The sequence below is a fragment of the Saccharopolyspora sp. 6V genome (assembly GCF_020176785.1).
GTDB classification, from domain to species: Bacteria; Actinomycetota; Actinomycetes; order Mycobacteriales; family Pseudonocardiaceae; genus Saccharopolyspora_C; species Saccharopolyspora_C gregorii.
In genome coordinates this window covers 15,956-31,968 of sequence record NZ_JAIUKB010000074.1, presented here as the reverse complement: position 1 = coordinate 31,968, position 16,013 = coordinate 15,956, and the positions used below count along the sequence as shown (strand labels likewise).

At 72.5% G+C, this 16,013-nt stretch carries 14 protein-coding genes and 1 riboswitch; of the genes, 13 read left to right on the top strand and 1 reads right to left on the bottom strand.

What is annotated here, in order from left to right; translation table 11 throughout:
• The first annotated feature begins 268 nt into the window (after positions 1-268).
• From ftsZ to LCD35_RS15780, 12 genes are all read left to right on the top strand, one after another.
• Positions 269-1,633, top strand: a complete 1,365-nt coding sequence (gene ftsZ / locus LCD35_RS15835) for a cell division protein FtsZ (protein WP_224959325.1) — start codon at positions 269-271, stop codon at positions 1,631-1,633.
• A gap of 132 nt (positions 1,634-1,765) precedes the next feature.
• Positions 1,766-2,482, top strand: coding sequence for a peptidoglycan editing factor PgeF (gene pgeF / locus LCD35_RS15830; RefSeq protein WP_224959329.1), 717 nt, complete (start codon positions 1,766-1,768; stop codon positions 2,480-2,482).
• Positions 2,479-3,216, top strand: a complete 738-nt coding sequence (locus LCD35_RS15825; RefSeq protein WP_224959330.1) for a YggS family pyridoxal phosphate-dependent enzyme — start codon at positions 2,479-2,481, stop codon at positions 3,214-3,216. The genes pgeF and LCD35_RS15825 overlap by 4 nt, the downstream gene beginning before the upstream one ends.
• Before the next feature lie 71 nt (positions 3,217-3,287).
• On the top strand, positions 3,288-3,938 hold the full coding sequence (locus LCD35_RS15820) for a cell division protein SepF (RefSeq protein WP_224977794.1): 651 nt from the start codon (positions 3,288-3,290) through the stop codon (positions 3,936-3,938).
• Positions 3,939-3,957: 19 nt separating this feature from the next.
• Positions 3,958-4,257 carry a YggT family protein gene (locus tag LCD35_RS15815; RefSeq protein WP_224959332.1) on the top strand — a complete coding sequence of 100 codons (300 nt, stop codon included), beginning with the start codon at positions 3,958-3,960 and terminating at the stop codon, positions 4,255-4,257.
• Positions 4,258-4,304: 47 nt separating this feature from the next.
• Positions 4,305-5,132: a DivIVA domain-containing protein gene (locus LCD35_RS15810; RefSeq protein WP_225044397.1), complete on the top strand. Its 828-nt coding sequence runs from the start codon at positions 4,305-4,307 to the stop codon at positions 5,130-5,132.
• Positions 5,133-5,249: 117 nt separating this feature from the next.
• On the top strand, positions 5,250-5,726 hold the full coding sequence (locus LCD35_RS15805; protein WP_224959334.1) for a hypothetical protein: 477 nt from the start codon (positions 5,250-5,252) through the stop codon (positions 5,724-5,726).
• A 398-nt stretch (positions 5,727-6,124) separates the two neighbouring features.
• On the top strand, positions 6,125-9,313 hold the full coding sequence (gene ileS, locus LCD35_RS15800; RefSeq protein WP_225044396.1) for an isoleucine--tRNA ligase: 3,189 nt from the start codon (positions 6,125-6,127) through the stop codon (positions 9,311-9,313).
• 124 nt (positions 9,314-9,437) lie between these two features.
• Positions 9,438-9,552, top strand: a riboswitch (SAM riboswitch).
• A 71-nt stretch (positions 9,553-9,623) separates the two neighbouring features.
• Positions 9,624-10,952 carry an aminotransferase class V-fold PLP-dependent enzyme gene (locus tag LCD35_RS15795; RefSeq protein WP_224966952.1) on the top strand — a complete coding sequence of 443 codons (1,329 nt, stop codon included), beginning with the start codon at positions 9,624-9,626 and terminating at the stop codon, positions 10,950-10,952.
• 34 nt (positions 10,953-10,986) lie between these two features.
• On the top strand, positions 10,987-11,700 hold the full coding sequence (lspA, locus tag LCD35_RS15790) for a signal peptidase II (protein WP_224959336.1): 714 nt from the start codon (positions 10,987-10,989) through the stop codon (positions 11,698-11,700).
• Between the two features lie 11 nt (positions 11,701-11,711).
• On the top strand, positions 11,712-12,629 hold the full coding sequence (locus LCD35_RS15785; protein WP_374108087.1) for an RluA family pseudouridine synthase: 918 nt from the start codon (positions 11,712-11,714) through the stop codon (positions 12,627-12,629).
• Between the two features lie 118 nt (positions 12,630-12,747).
• Positions 12,748-13,122 carry a hypothetical protein gene (locus LCD35_RS15780; RefSeq protein ID WP_225044394.1) on the top strand — a complete coding sequence of 125 codons (375 nt, stop codon included), beginning with the start codon at positions 12,748-12,750 and terminating at the stop codon, positions 13,120-13,122.
• Between the two features lie 223 nt (positions 13,123-13,345).
• Here the strand turns inward: LCD35_RS15780 and LCD35_RS15775 are convergent, their stop codons facing one another.
• Positions 13,346-14,362, bottom strand: a complete 1,017-nt coding sequence (locus tag LCD35_RS15775; RefSeq protein WP_225044393.1) for an AsnC family protein — start codon at positions 14,360-14,362, stop codon at positions 13,346-13,348.
• A gap of 412 nt (positions 14,363-14,774) precedes the next feature.
• On the opposite strand from LCD35_RS15775, the gene LCD35_RS15770 reads away from it, so the two are divergent.
• Positions 14,775-15,995 carry a cytochrome P450 gene (locus LCD35_RS15770; protein WP_225044392.1) on the top strand — a complete coding sequence of 407 codons (1,221 nt, stop codon included), beginning with the start codon at positions 14,775-14,777 and terminating at the stop codon, positions 15,993-15,995.
• Positions 15,996-16,013: the final 18 nt, after the last annotated feature.

The following is a 16,013-nucleotide window of genomic DNA, read 5'->3' as shown; positions in this document are numbered from 1 at the left end:
GACGGTCGAGGCGGATCTGCGACGTGGGTGGCATGACACACCTGGGAGAACTCCCGGCGTGGCTGCTGGACGCGGCGACGCGGGCATGCCTACGGTCCGCACCGGGTACGGGGTTGACCGCGTTTCGATCTTGTGCTCGCACGGGACCACTCCGGCGTCGACCGGTACCCGTGCCGGCCCCGGACTACTGTCCGGTTCCCACGGTGACCGCTCCCGCGGCGGTCCGAGCAACGCAGAGCGCTCAGCCACGACCAGGAAGGCGGACCCGATGACGCCCCCGCACAACTACCTCGCGGTGATCAAGGTCGTCGGCATCGGTGGAGGCGGCGTCAACGCCGTCAACCGCATGATCGAGGTCGGGCTCAAGGGCGTCGAGTTCATCGCGGTGAACACCGACGCCCAGGCCCTGCTGATGTCCGATGCCGACGTGAAGCTGGACATCGGCCGCGAACTGACCCGAGGACTCGGCGCGGGCGCCGCCCCCGAGGTCGGGCACAAGGCAGCCGAGGACCACAAGGAAGAGATCGAAGAGGTCCTCAAGGGCGCCGACATGGTCTTCGTGACCGCGGGCGAAGGCGGCGGCACCGGCACCGGTGGCGCCCCCGTGATCGCCGACGTCGCGCGCAAGCTCGGCGCGCTGACCATCGGCGTCGTGACCCGGCCGTTCTCCTTCGAGGGCAAGCGCCGGGCGAACCAGGCGGAGCAGGGCATCAAGGAGCTCCGCGACTGCTGCGACACGCTCATCGTGATCCCGAACGACCGGCTGCTGCAGCTCGGTGACATCGGGGTCAGCCTGATGGACGCGTTCCGCTCCGCGGACGAGGTGCTGCTCTCCGGTGTGCAGGGCATCACCGACCTGATCACCACGCCGGGTCTGATCAACCTCGACTTCGCCGACGTCAAGAGCGTCATGTCCGGGGCGGGCAGCGCCTTGATGGGCATCGGCTCGGCGCGCGGGGAGGGCAGAGCCGTGCAGGCCGCGCAGAAGGCGATCAACTCGCCGCTGCTGGAGGCCTCGATGGAGGGCGCGCACGGCGTGCTGCTGGCCATCGCGGGCGGCTCCGACCTCGGCCTGTTCGAGATCAACGAGTCGGCCTCGCTGGTGCAGGAGTCCGCGCACCCCGAAGCGAACATCATCTTCGGCACGGTGATCGACGACTCGCTCGGCGACGAGGTGCGGGTCACCGTGATCGCCGCCGGTTTCGACGCGGGTGCGCCGACCCACAAGAAGCTGGAGCCGACCAGGGTCGGCGGCAGGGACGCCGTCGCGGGCGGCGAAGCGGGTCAGGTCACGGAGGGACAGGTCGTCGACAGCACGGCCGAGGCCGCTCCCGAGCAGCCCGCCGCGCCGCAGCAGCAGGCCCCCGCGGAGCAGGCACCGCCCGCTCCGGCCCCGCAGCCCGAGCCGTACACCCCGCCGCAGAGCTACGAGCCGCAGGCCCAGAGCTACGAGCGGCGTCCCGCGTACGGCGAGGGCGGCACGCCCGGCGTCTCGGTGCCGACCCGCTCCGGCGGCGGCTACCCGACGCACACCGGCACCCAGGGCATGAGCGGTCAGCTGCCGTCGCGGCCGGTGCCGGTCTCCGACGACAACGACGACGACGTGGACATTCCTCCGTTCATGCGACGCTGATCGCCTTCGAGCGTGGGCCAGAATGGGCACCGGGACGGACTTCGTCCCGGGCCCCGCTCATGTGCGGGCACCGGTGCTCCGGGACGCCGCCCCGCCAGTCGGCAACGACCCTTCGAGATCGGGAGTGATGGAGTGCGGATCCGGCGCGTGATCACCACGCGGGAAGGCGGCAGCTCGAAGCCGCCGTTCGACTCGTTCAACCTCGGCGGCCGGGTCGGCGACGACCCCGAGGCGCTCGCGGCCAACGAGCGCAAGCTCGCCGCCGGCATCGGGCTGGACCCGTCGCGGCTGGTGTGGATGGAGCAGATCCACGGCAAGAACGCCGAACTCGTCGACGGCCCGCGCCCGGAACCGGTGGAGGCCACCGACGCCCTGGTGAGCGCGCAGCCCGGGCTGGCGCTGGCGGTGCTCACCGCGGACTGCGTGCCGGTGCTGCTCGGCGACCCGGTGACCGGCGTGGTGGCCGCGGTGCACGCGGGCCGGGTCGGCGCCCGGGTCGGCGTCCTCGTCGAGGCGCTGAAGGCGATGCGCGGCGCGGGCGCCCGCATCGACGACATCGAGGCGCTGCTGGGACCCGCCGCCTGCGGCCAGTGCTACGAGGTGCCCGAGTCGATGCGCGACGACGTCGAGGAGTACCTGCCCGGCAGCGCCTGCCGCACCCGCAAGGGCACGCCGGGGCTGGACCTGCGCGCGGGGCTGTGGGAGCAGCTGGCGGGCGCCGGGATCGCGAAGATCGGCATCGATCCGCGCTGCACGATGGAGAGCCGCGAGCTGTTCAGCCACCGCCGTGACGGGCCCCGCACGGGCCGGTTCGCCGCCGTGGTGTGGGCGGAGCGGGAGGAGTCGTGAGCGAGGACGACGAGCGCCGCGCGGAGCTCGCCGAGTCCCTGAGCTCGATCCGGCAGCGCCTCGCGGCGGCCTGTGCGGCCGCTGGGCGGCCGGTGGCGGACGTGCAGCTGCTGGCGGTGACCAAGACCTTCCCGGCGCGGGACGTGGCGCTGCTGGCCGATCTGGGCCTGGTCTCGTTCGCGGAGAACCGCGAGCAGGAGGCCCGGCCGAAGGTCGCCGAGCTGGCCGCCCTGCGCCCCGCCGCGGAGGCGCGCTGGCACATGGTCGGGCAGCTGCAGCGGAACAAGGCGCGCTCGGTCGCCCGCTGGGCGGACGTCGTGGAGTCCGCGGACAGCCCGCGGCTGGTGGAGGCGCTGGCCGGTGCCGTGCGCAACGCGCTCGACGCGGGAGAGCGGACACGCCCGCTCGAAGTTCTCGTTCAGGTGAACCTGGACGAGGCGGCCGGCCGGGGTGGCTGCCCCGCCGCCGAGGTGCCCGCGCTCGCCGCCGACATCGCCGCGCGGGATGAGCTCAGGTTGCGCGGAGTCATGGCCGTGGCGCCTCAGAACACCGCGCCGGACGTGGCCTTCGACACACTTTCGGCGATCTCCACCCGGCTCCGCCGGGACCACCCCGAAGCTGGGGAGATCTCGGCGGGGATGAGCGGCGATCTGGAGAGTGCTGTGGCCCACGGCTCCACCAGGGTGCGTGTCGGAACAGCGCTGCTGGGAGGGCGGCGGTTAATCTCGCCGTAGCCTGGGCGGAGGGTCGAACGCCGGTCGAACCGCGCTCGGCTCCGGAGGAGTCGCGGAGGAAGGGCACGCCGATGAGCACGATGCACAAGCTGAAGGCCTACTTCGGCATGGTGCCCGCCGACGAGGTCGACGACTTCGACGACGAGCCCTACGGCGACCGGTACGGCGATGCGGGCGAGTACGACGCGCCAGCCGACCGGGTCGGACGGCGGCGCGTCGGAGTGCGCGGCGGCTACCAGGACGAGGCGGCCGCCGACGAGGGATTCGACGATCACGGGCACCGCGAGGCCGCGCACCGGGACACCGGTCACCGCGGCGAGGAGTACCGCGACGTCAAGCCGTCGCGCAGGCAGTGGACGCTGGAGACCGCGGCGCGCACGGCCGCCGAGCGGGAGTCCGTCTCCCGGTTGCGGGCCGTCACCGACACCGGCAGCCACTTCAACTTGAGCAAGATCACAACTCTGCATCCTCGCAGCTACAGCGAGGCCCGCACGATCGGGGAGCAGTACCGGGACGGCACTCCTGTGATCATGAACCTGACGGAGATGGACGAAGCGGACGCCAAGCGTCTGGTCGACTTCGCCGCAGGTCTGGCCTTCGCGATGCGCGGTTCGATCGAGAAGGTCACCAACCGGGTGTTCTTGCTCTCACCCCCGAACGTGGACGTCGCAGCCGAGGACAAGCGCCGCTTGGCCGAGGGTGCCTTTTTCAACTACGGGTGACCGGTGGCAGAGTTGAGCTGTGGAACTGGCGCTGATCGTCCTTTACTACGCGGTCTTCTTCTTCTGGCTGCTGCTCACGGCCCGTATCGTGATCGAGCTCGTCCGGGTGTTCGCCCGCGACTGGCGCCCCGCTGGAGGGGTTGCAATCGCGTTGGAGAGCATCTACACAGTGACCGACCCGCCGATCCGGCTGCTGCGTCGGGTGATCCCGACGGTCCGGATCGGCGGTGTAGGGCTGGACCTATCCATTATGGTGCTGCTGCTGGTTGTGTTCATACTGATGCAGCTGCTGTTGAGACTATGGGCGCAGTCCGGGTAACGGGGAACCCGGGTGACCCGCAGCCGAAGAGTGCGTGAGGTGATCTTGTGGGCTTGACCCCCGCCGACGTGCATAACGTCGCGTTCAGTAAACCGCCGATCGGGAAGCGCGGTTACAACGAGGACGAGGTGGATGCTTTCCTCGACCTGGTTGAAGCCGAGCTCGCCCGGTTGGTGGAGGAGAACAACGACCTGCGGAGCCAGATAGAGCAGCTGGAGGGCCAGCTGCAGACCGCGCAGGTCGATCTCGACGACGCGCGCAGTCAGGCGTCCGCGGTTCCCGCCGCCCCCGCTCCGGTGGAGGAACCGCGTCGGCTCGCGCCGGTCCCGGCTCCCACCGCGGCCGAGCAGACCTCGCCGGGTGGTGACCACCACGTGCAGGCCGCCAAGGTCCTCGGGCTCGCCCAGGAGATGGCGGACCGGCTGACCGGCGAGGCGAAGGCCGAAGCCGACGGCATGCTCTCGGAGGCCCGGACCAAGTCCGAGCAGTTGCTCTCCGACGCCCGGTCGAAGTCGGACAGCATGGTCAACGAGGCGCGCACCCGCGCCGAGACGATGCTCAACGACGCCCGGACCAGGGCCGAGACGCTGGAGCGGCAGGCCAGGGAGAAGGCCGCCGGTCTGGAACGCGACGCGCAGCGCAAGCACGCCGAGGTGATGGGCAACATCACCCAGGAGAAGAACGCGCTGGAGAAGAAGATCGACACCTTGCGCACCTTCGAGCGCGAGTACCGCACCCGGTTGCAGACCTACCTGGAATCGCAGCTGCGTGAACTGCAGGACCGCGGATCGGCGGCACCCGCCGAGAGCGGGAGCCGCGCTGCCGGCCAGCAGAACACCTACAGCTTCGGAGCTCGGGCCGCCGAAGCCGGCTGAGCGGGCCGGTGACCGGATCCGCCGGTCGTGAGCCATCGCGCGGCCCAGGAGCCGCCGGTGGTCGGCTGCGGAGGGGACAAGGGGGTCCCCGCACGGTGCGGTGAAGGGAAGTTCGGCGTGTTGTTGGTAGTGCTGTTCCTGGTCCTGGCGGCCGGTGGCGTGCTGGTGACGTCGGTGCTGGTCCAACGCCCGGAATGGGCGTGGTTGTCGGTGCTGCTCAGCGTGCTGGCCGCGGCACTGCTCGTGGTGGAACGGTTGCGGCGGCGGAGGGAAGCGAGCTCACCGCCGCGGCAACCGGTCTCCGCGGGCGAGGCGGGGCAGGACCCGGCGGCACCGGCCGGCGAGGTCGACGTCGACGAGGAACCGGACGAGGAGGACACCGATGCGGCGGACGCGCTGCTGGTGTCCGAATCGGACGACGAAGTCGTGGTCGTCGACGAACGTCCCCGGTACCACTTGGCGAGCTGCGACTGGCTCGGCGAGCGCGAGGTGCAGGGGCTGCCGGTGAAGGAGGCCCGGGAACTGGGCTTCACGGCCTGCTCCCGCTGCACCCCGGACGCGGTGCTGGCGGGACAGGCGCGCGCCGCGCGCTAGCAGGACCGCCGGGAACGCGGATCCGCCGCGGAGCGCTCAGGGCCCTGGGCGCGGACCGCGGTGGCCGCGGAAAACCGGTGGCGTCGAATGGTTATGCTGAATGCGGGCTGGTCGCCGGGGAGCGACCGGCCCGCATCGGCGTTGATCCGGCCATCACCGGGGAGCCTCCGGAAGAACGGGCGCAGTGCTCCAGCGGGAGCAGCGCCCCAGTAGAACCGGACGGGTCCGGCCCGTGACAGCCGGCAACGAGTGGCCGTCGCGTTCTGCGGCGGCAAGCGGGGTGGTACCGCGGGACGCGGGCGGCCGGACCGGTCGCGCGCCGTGTCGTCCCCGTGTGGGCATCGAGTCCGGATGCCCGTGCGGCTGCTGACGACACACCGGCGAGGAGAACACCCGCGATGGCTTACCCGAAGGTCCGATTCGGCGGAACGGCCGCCCCGGAGGGCGCGGATCGAGAGGCCCCCCAGGAGCGCGGGGTGGCCGCGCAACCGTCGTTCCCGCAGGTCGAGCGGGAAGTGCTGGACTTCTGGTCCGCGGACGGGACGTTCCGGGAGAGCGTGCAGGCCAGGGACGCGGGCGTCAACGGCTCGAACGAGTTCGTCTTCTACGACGGGCCGCCGTTCGCCAACGGCCTGCCGCACTACGGCCACCTGCTCACCGGGTACGTCAAGGACGCGGTGCCGCGCTACCAGACGATGCGCGGCCGCCGGGTGGAGCGCCGCTTCGGCTGGGACTGCCACGGGTTGCCCGCCGAGGTGCAGGCGGAGAAGCAGCTCGGCATCACCTCGAAGTCCGAGATCGAGTCGATGGGCGTCGCCGAGTTCAACGACGCCTGCCGCGCCTCGGTGCTGCGCTACACGCGGGAGTGGGAGGACTACGTCACCCGCCAGGCCCGCTGGGTGGACTTCGAGAACGACTACAAGACGCTCGACGTGGACTACATGGAGAGCGTCATGTGGGCGTTCAAGACCTTGTGGGACAAGGGCTTGGTCTACGAGGGCTTCCGGGTGCTCTGGTACTGCTGGCGCTGCGAGACGCCGCTGTCCAACACCGAGACGCGGATGGACGACACCTACCGGCAGCGGCAGGACCCGGCGGTGACGGTGGGCCTGCGGCTCGTCGCGCCGGGCAAGGCGTTCGACGGGGCGCTGGCCCTGGTCTGGACGACGACCCCGTGGACGTTGCCGTCGAACCTCGCGGCCGCGGTGCACCCCGAGGTGGACTACGTGCTGGTGGAGCCCGGCCAGGGCGGGGAGCGCTACGTGCTCGCCGAGGCCCGGCTGGGCGCGTACGCGCGGGAGCTCGGCGAGGACGTCGCCGACCGCGTCGTCGCCCGGTTCACCGGCGCCGAGCTGATCGGCACGAGCTACCGGCCGCCGTTCGACTTCTTCGCCGGGCGACCCAACGCCCACCAGGTGCTGCCCGCCGACTACGTCACCACCGAGGACGGCACCGGTGTCGTGCACATCGCGCCCGCCTTCGGTGAGGAGGACAAGGCCGTCACCGACGCGCACGACATCGAACCGGTCGTCCCGGTCGACGCGCGGGGCCGGTTCACCGCCGAGGTCGCGCCGTACGAGGGCCAGCAGGTCTTCGAGGCGAACAAGCAGATCATCCGGGATCTCAAGGAAGCCGGGCTGCTGCTGCGGCACGAGACCTACGACCACCCGTACCCGCACTGCTGGCGCTGCGACAACGCGCTGATCCAGCGGGCCCTGTCGTCCTGGTTCGTGGCCGTCACCCGGTTCCGGGACCGCATGGTCGAGCTCAACCAGCAGATCAACTGGGTGCCGGGGCACATCCGGGACGGCCAGTTCGGCAAGTGGCTGTCCAACGCCCGCGACTGGAACATCTCGCGGAACCGGTTCTGGGGTTCGCCGATCCCGGTGTGGACCTCGGACGACCCGGCGTACCCGCGCACCGACGTGTACGGCTCGCTGGACGAGCTGGAGCGCGACTTCGGGGTACGGCCCGCCGACCTGCACCGCCCGAACATCGACGAGCTGACCCGGCCGAACCCGGACGACCCGACCGGCGCGTCCACGATGCGGCGGGTGCCGGAGGTGCTGGACTGCTGGTTCGAGTCCGGGGCGATGCCGTTCGCGCAGGTCCACTACCCGTTCGAGAACTCCGACTGGTTCGAGCACCACTACCCGGGCGACTTCATCGTCGAGTACAACGGCCAGTCCCGCGGCTGGTTCTACCTGCTGCACGTGCTGGCCACCGCGCTGTTCGACCGGCCCGCGTTCTCCAACGTGGTCGCGCACGGCATCGTGCTCGGCGACGACGGCATGAAGATGTCGAAGTCGAAGAACAACTACCCGGACGTGAACGAGGTCTTCGACCGCGACGGTTCGGACGCGATGCGCTGGTTCCTGATGGCGAGCCCGATCCTGCGCGGCGGAGACCTGGTGGTCACCGAGCGCGGCATCCGGGACGCGGTGCGCCAGGCGGTGCTGCCGCTGTGGAACTCCTGGTACTTCCTGGCGTTGTACGCCAACGCCGAAGGAGTCGAGGGCCGGTTCCGGGTGGACAGCGAGCACGTGCTGGACCGCTACGTGCTCGCCAAGGCGCACGAGCTGGTCGGCGACGTGCAGGCCGCGATGGACGTGTTCGACCCGGCCGGGGCGTGCGCCGCTGTCCGCGACTTCCTGGAGGTGCTGACCAACTGGTACGTGCGCCGCTCCCGGGACCGGTTCTGGGCCGGGGACGCCGACGCCATCGACACCCTGCACACCGTGCTGGAGGTGACCTGCCGGGTGGTGGCGCCGCTGCTGCCGCTGACCGCGGAAGCGGTGTGGCGCGGGCTCACCGGCGGCCGCTCGGTACACCTGTCGGACTGGCCGCTGGTCGACGAGCTGCCTGCCGACGCGGCGCTGGTCTCCGCGATGGACCGGGTGCGGCAGGTGTGCTCCTCGGCGCTGGCGCTGCGGAAGTCGAACTCGCGCCGCGTCCGGCTGCCGCTGGCGAAGCTGGTCGTGGCCATGCCGGAGGCCGAGTCGCTGCGGCCGTTCGTCGACCTGGTCCGGGACGAGGTGAACGTCAAGGAGGTCGAGCTGACCACCGACGTCGCCGCGCACGGCCGGTTCGAGATCGCCGTGAACGCCCGCGCCGCCGGACCTCGGCTGGGCAAGGACGTGCAGCGGGTGATCAAGGCCGTGAAGTCCGGTGACTGGACCCGCAACGCGGCCGGGGCCGTGGTCGCCGACGGCACCGAACTGCAGGAGGGCGAGTTCACCGAGCGGCTGGTGTCCACCGACTCCGGTGCCGCGGCCGCGTTGCCGGGCGGCGCCGGGATGGTGGTGCTGGACTGCGACGTCACCCCGGAGCTGGCCGCCGAAGGCGTGGCCCGCGACCTGGTGCGCGTCGTGCAGCAGGCGCGCCGGGACGCCGGTTTCGAGATCTCCGACCGCATCCGCGTCGAGGTCTCCGCGCCGGCCGAGGTGCTGGCCGCCGTGGACGCGCACCGCGAGTTCATCGCCGCCGAAACGCTCGCCGACGCCGTGTCCGAGGGCGCGGCCGCGGGTGGTTCCGCGGGCAGCGTCGGGGACGGCGTGGACGTCTCGGTCGCCGTCGAACGGGTCTGATCGGTCGCCGCCGGGCGGGTCCGCGGGAACCACCGCGGATCCGCCCGGACGGGCGTGGCGCACCTCCCACTTCGCACGGGGTGGTTGCGCGCGGCGGGGGCGATCCCTAGTCTTCTCCGTCGAAGGTCATGAGTGCCAGCGGGAAACCCCGGTTTGCTGGCCGGCAACCCTCCTACCGCGGTGGGGTGCCCCGGGTGAGGACCTGGCCGATCGCGCAGGGCGATCGGCAAGCGCGGGCCCCGAATGCTCCGGGCCCGGTGAGGCCCTAGGAGGCATCGTGTCGTCAGCCGTCCGCTCCGCCACCGGCGAGATCGCCGAAACCCCGATCTGGTCCGTCGTGGACTCCGTTCCCGCGGTCCCCGCGGTCGTCGGCGCGCAGCTGCGGGTTCCGCTGGTCACCGGCGGTTCCGCCGAGTACGCCAACCTGGACCACGGGGCCAGCGCGCCTTGCCTGAACGCGGTGCGCGACGCCGTGAACGAGCTGCTGCCCTGGTACGCCAGCGTGCACCGCGGCGCCGGGTTCGCCTCCCAGGTGTGCACCCGGGTCTACGAGGGGGCGCGGGAGACGCTGCGCCGGTTCGTCGGCGCCCGCCGCACCGATTCGGTGATCTTCACCCGGAACACCACCGACGCGCTGAACCTGCTGGCCGCCGCGCTTCCCGCGGACACCTCGGTGGTCGTGTTCGACACCGAGCACCACGCGGCGCTGCTGCCGTGGGCGGGGGAGCGGGTGCACCACCTCGGCATCCCGGAGAGCCCGCAGGAGGCGGTGCGACTGCTCGACGCCGCGCTCGCCGAGTGCGCCGACGGGCCGAAGCTGGCCGTGCTCACCGGGGCGTCCAACGTGACCGGCGAGCTGTGGCCGGTCGCCGAGCTCGCCCGCGTCGCCCGCGAGCACGGCGCCCGCACCGTGCTCGACGCCGCCCAGCTCGCCCCGCACCGCCCGGTGCGCATCGCCGACCTCGGCGTGGACCACGCCGTGCTGTCCGGGCACAAGCTCTACGCCCCGTTCGGCGCGGGAGCGCTCATCGGCCGCGACGACTGGCTGGACCGGGCCGAGCCGTACCTGGCCGGCGGCGGCGCCACCCGATCGGTCCCCGACGCGGGCGAGATCGACTGGAACACCGGTCCGGAGCGGCACGAGGCCGGTTCGCCGAACACCGTCGGGGTGCACGCGCTCGCCAAGGCCTGCGAGGTGCTCGCCGAGCACGCCGAGGCGATCGAGGGGCACGAGGACCTGCTGCTGCGCAGGCTCCGCGCCGGGCTCGCCACCGTTCCCGGGCTGCGCGAGCTGGGTCTGTTCGGCCCCGAGCACGACCGGGTCGGCGTGGTCAGCTTCACCGTGGACGGCCAGGACCCCGGGCTGCTGGCGGCGGCGCTGTCCGCGGAGCACGGCATCGGCGTGCGGGACGGGCTGTTCTGCGCGCACCGGGCCGTGCGGCACCTGCTGGCGGGCACCGACGCGCAGCGCGCCGTGCGGATCAGCCTCGGTCTCGGCACCACCGTCGAGCACGTGGACCGGATCGTCACCGCGCTGCGCGGGCTCGTCGCCCACGGTCCGCAGTGGAGCTACGAACTCGACGGCGGCCGCTGGGTTCCCGTCGACGACCCGCGCGAGTTCCCCGCCGCGTTGGCGTGAGCCGCTGCGAACGACCGATCGGCGGTCGGGGAGAATGGGCCGGGTGAACACCGAGCAGTCCGACTCCGAGCAGCCCGGATCGAACCCCGCCACCGGCGAGGGCTCGTCCTCAGAACCGGAAGCGCGACCCGCCGCGAGCGGGGACGGCGGTACCGCCGCGAGCGAGCCGGACCCGGGTTCGGACGGCGACGGTTCGACCGCGGTCGGGGCGGCCGGTGGCCGTGCCTCGCGGAAGCTGCTGGCGCTGCTGTTCGGGGTGGCCGCGCTGCTGCTCGCCGCGGACGTGGTGACCAAGATCGCCGCGGTCGCGCGGCTCGACGGGCAGCCGCCGCTGGAACTGTTCGGCGGGGCGGTGTACCTGGTGCTGGTGCGCAACCCGGGGGCGGCGTTCTCGCTGGCCACCGGCATGACCTGGCTGCTGGCGCTGCTGGCGATCGTCGTGGTCGGCGTCATCGTGTGGCTGGCGCCGAAGCTGCGCTCCACCGGGTGGGCCGTCGGGCTCGGCCTGGTGCTGGGCGGGGCGTGCGGGAACCTGGTCGACCGGTTGTTCCGGGAGCCCGGGCCGTTGCGCGGCCACGTCGTGGACTTCGTGTCGCTGTTCGCGCCGGACGGCAGCGTGTGGCCGGTGTTCAACGTCGCCGACTCGTCCATCGTGTGCGGCGGGATCCTCGTGGTGCTGCTGTCGCTGCTCGGCCGCGACTACGACGGCACCGTGCACACCCGGAAGAAGCGCGAGGACCGGGCATGAGCGATCTGCGGATGCTCCCGGTCCCCGACGGCCTCGAAGGGATGCGGGTCGACGCGGGCCTGGCGAAGTTGCTCGGGTTGTCCCGGAACACGGTGGCGGGGCTCGCCGAATCCGGTGAGGTGCTGCTCGACGGCGCTCCCGTCGGCAAGTCGGACCGGCTGATCGCGGGCGGGCTGGTGGAAGTGACGCTGCCCGACGCGCGGCCCGAACCGGAAGTGGTCGCGGTGCCCGTGGAGGGCCTGCGGATCCTGCACCAGGACGACGACATCGTCGTGGTCGACAAGCCCATCGGCGTCGCCGTGCACCCCAGCCCCGGTTGGGAGGGCCCCACCGTGATCGGCGGGCTCGCCGCCGCGGGCGTGCGCATCGCGACCTCGGGCGCCGCGGAGCGCCAGGGCGTGGTGCACCGGCTCGACGCGGGCACCACCGGCGTCATGGTCGCCGCGAAGAGCGAACACGCCTACACCGCGCTGAAGCGGGCGTTCAAGGAGCGCACCGTGGAGAAGCGCTACCACGCGCTGGTGCAGGGCCACCCCGATCCGAGCAGCGGCACCATCGACGCGCCGATCGACCGCCACCCCAAGCACGACTACAAGTTCGCCGTGGTCAGCGGAGGCAAGCCCAGCATCACCCACTACGAGACGGTGGAGGCGTTCCGCGCCGCGTCCCTGGTGGACGTGAAGCTGGAGACCGGGCGCACGCACCAGATCCGGGTGCACTTCTCCGCGGTCCGGCACCCGTGCGCGGGCGACCTCACCTACGGCGCGGATCCGGTGCTGGCGCGGCGGTTGCAGCTCGGCAGGCAGTGGCTGCACGCGCGGATGCTCGGCTTCGAGCACCCCGCCGACGGGCAGTGGGTGACGTTCACCAGCGACTACCCGGACGACCTGCAGCGCGCCCTGGACACCCTCCGCGAACAGGACTCCTGAGCCGCCGGCCGCCCGCTCCCGCCGCCGGGACGCGCGTTGCGGCGATCGTCGTCCGGACGGGTCCAGCCGGTCGCGTAGCGTGGTCGTGCTGATCCAGGAACAGCGGGGGGAGTGGCCGATGACCCAGGCCGGAGCGAGCGGGACGTTCGACGGGCGTCGCGCGGAGTTCACCGACGACACGCCGACGCCGCCGGCGGGTCTGCCGCTGGGCGGTGCACCGCCGTCCGCGTCCGCGCGGCGGGACGAGCGCGCGGAGGTCGAGGAGCGGTGGCCCACCACCGACGCGGAGCGGACCGATCCCGGCCAGCAGGGGCTGGCGGAGCTGCTGGCGGCGGAGGACGTCGGCCGCGCGGGCCCGGCGGTGCTCGGCGCCGATCCGGAACCCGGCCCGTCCGCGGACGCGGGTGACTGGCCGACCCTGCAACGCCGCGAACGCCGCCCGGAGCGCCCTCGCGGCGGTCCCCTCGACTGGGTTCGCCGCCGCGGCAACTGAGAGTCCGAAGTGGATGGACCAGCTGCGGGCTCCCGCGGTGGGTCCGGCGTCTTCCCGTCACCGGCGACCACCTGAGCAAGCCGCCCCACGCGAGTTCTCGGCCGTCTTCCAGCGAGGACGGCGCTTTCCCCTGTGGCGCAGAGCCACCGGTGCGAACGATCCCCCTCGGCGAGCGGACGGGCGAGGTCCCACCACCGCCCCGCTCAGCAGCGCGAGCGCGGAATCAGAGATCGGTGATGTCCCAGTGGAGGGTGCGCTGGTCGTCCCCGGGGCGCATGGCCCAGCGGACCGTGGACAGCTCGGTGTCCTCCGGCAGCACGTACACGGTGTGCCCGCCCGCGGTCTCGCCGGGCGGCACGCCGATGCGGTGCGGCGGCCGGGAGGACAGCGCGACCGGCGCCTTGCCCACGGTGGACCCGTCCTCGGCGACCAGGACCAGGTAGAGGTCGGGCAGCGAGATGAACGGCATCGGGCTGCGGTTGGTGAGCTCGGTGTGCACGACGACCGAGCGCTCGCCCTCCTGCAGCTGGTAGCCGGCCGCGGTGAACAGGAAGTCGGCCGGGTCGACGACCTCGACGAGCTGGATGGTGATCCGCTCGCCTTCGGGGCCGTCCACGTCGAGCTTGCTGCCGACCTTGCCGGTGCGGGCCGCGGCGGGCACCGGGGTCTTGGCGGTCGGCGCGTGCGGGTTCGCCGGCTGCTGCGCCGGTTGCGGCCCGGACTGCGGTCCGCTCGCGGGCTGGCCGGGCTGCGGGGGCCGCTGCTGGTCGCCGCGCGCCCACGCGGCTGATCCGGGCGGGCCCCACGGGTTCGGCTGCGCCTGCTGCGGTGCGGGCGGCGGCGCGGGCCTGACCTGCTGCGGCTGGCCGAAGGAGGCGGGCGGGCCCGCGGGGGTGAACGGTTGCGGGCCACTGGGCGGGTTCTGGCCGGGATGCCCGCCGCTGTGCGCTCCGCTGGGGCCGCCGTGCACCTGGTAGCCGCCGCTGGGCGGGTTGGGCACCTGGTAGCCGCCGCTGGCCTGGGTCCAGGCGTTCGCGGCGGCGACCGCGTTGCGGATGCCCACCGGGTCGCACTCGACGCCGACGACCATGGGCAGCCCGGTGGTGGAGAGCACCGCGAGCCGGGCGGCCACGTCGCGGACGTCCATCCCGAGCCGCGACGCGATCTCGTGGACCGCGGCGCGCCCGGATTCGGCGACGGCGGTGAGCAGACGTACGTCCACGGGATCAGGTGCGGTCACGTCAGGCCACGCTACCCCCTAGGGGCGATCACCGTCCGCAAGGGCGGGATGTTCGCCGGAACCCGGTCCGCCGAGCTCGTCGAGCTCGGGATCGATCCGGCCGGGCGCGGATCCGCGGCACGCCCGGGAGGGTCGCCGACGGCGCCGGGGAGTGGCGTCAGGCCGTCCCGGCCCGGCACCGCCGCGGCCGCCCCTTCGCGCCGAGAACGGGAGGTGCGGGGCGAGCTGACGGGCCTGGCACCTGCTGATCGGATGAGCGGAGCGGGGCCGTTCGGGCGGCCCCTCCCGGGTCCGCGGCGGTACCCGCGGAGCACCTCGGATGGTGGTCTCGGGACCGCCCTGGGAGCTGAGAATCCTCTCAGACAGCGGCGAGTTGACTGTCCCGCGACAGCCTCCGACCCGAGAGGACGCGATGCCCGCCACCACGGAGGACGCCGAGCCGACCGTCCTCGACGACGCGTTCATGCAAGATCCCTACCTGCGCTACGCGCGGCTGCGCGCCGACGCCCCCGCGCAGCGGGTGATCAGCCGGTCGGGCATCCCGGTGTGGGTCGTGACCCGCTACGCCGAAGCACGGCAGGCGCTCTCCGACCCGAGGCTGCAGAAGAACGTCGAAGGCACCAAGAAGGCCATCGACAACCAGCTGGGGGAGGGCGCGCACCGCGCCGAGTTCATCGACGACCTCAACGCGCACCTGCTCAACACGGATCCGCCGGACCACTCCCGGCTGCGCAAGCTCGTGCTCAAGGGCTTCACCCCGCGCCGCGTCGAAGACCTCCGGCCGCGCGTCGAGCAGCTCACCGGCGAACTCCTCGACGAGCTGGCCGGCCGCGGCGAGATCGACCTGCTGCACGAGTTCGCGTTCCCGCTGCCCATCACCGTGATCTCCGAGATGCTCGGCGTGGAGCAGGAACGGCACGAGGACTTCAAGCGGTGGACCACGGCGCTGGTCAACGGCGCCGACGCCGAGACGATCAACTCGGCCGGGGCCGCCATCGGCGAATACATCACCCGGCTCGTCGCCCGCAAGCGCGAAGAACCGGGGGACGACCTGGTCAGCGCGCTCATCGCGGCCGCCGACGGCGCGGACCGGCTCAGCGAACCCGAACTGATCTCCATGGCGTTCCTGCTGCTCGCCGCCGGGCACGAGACGACGGTGAACCTCATCGGCAACTGCGTCCACGACCTGCTCGGCAATCCGCAGCGGCTGGCCGAGGTGCGCGCCGATCCGGACCTCGTCGACGACGCAGTCGAGGAGACGCTGCGGCACGAGAGCCCGGTGAACCTGGCGACCATGCGGCACACCGCCGAACCGGTCCGGCTCGGCGACGTGGCCATCCCGGCGGGGGAACTGGTGCTCGTGTCGCTGGGTTCGGCGAACCGGGACGAGCGGCGCTTCGACCGGCCCGACGAGTTCGACCTGAGCCGCCCCAGCACCGGCCACCTCGGCTTCGGGCACGGCATCCACTTCTGCCTCGGCGCCTCGCTCGCCCGGCTCGAAGCGCGGATCGCGGTGCGCGGACTGCTGGAGCGCTTCCCGGAGCTGAGCCTGGCCGTGGACCCGGCGGAACTGCGGTGGCGGCCCAGCACCCTCGTGCACGGGCTGGAAGAGCTGCCGATCAGGTTGTCCTGAAACGCACCGCGCCCCCGG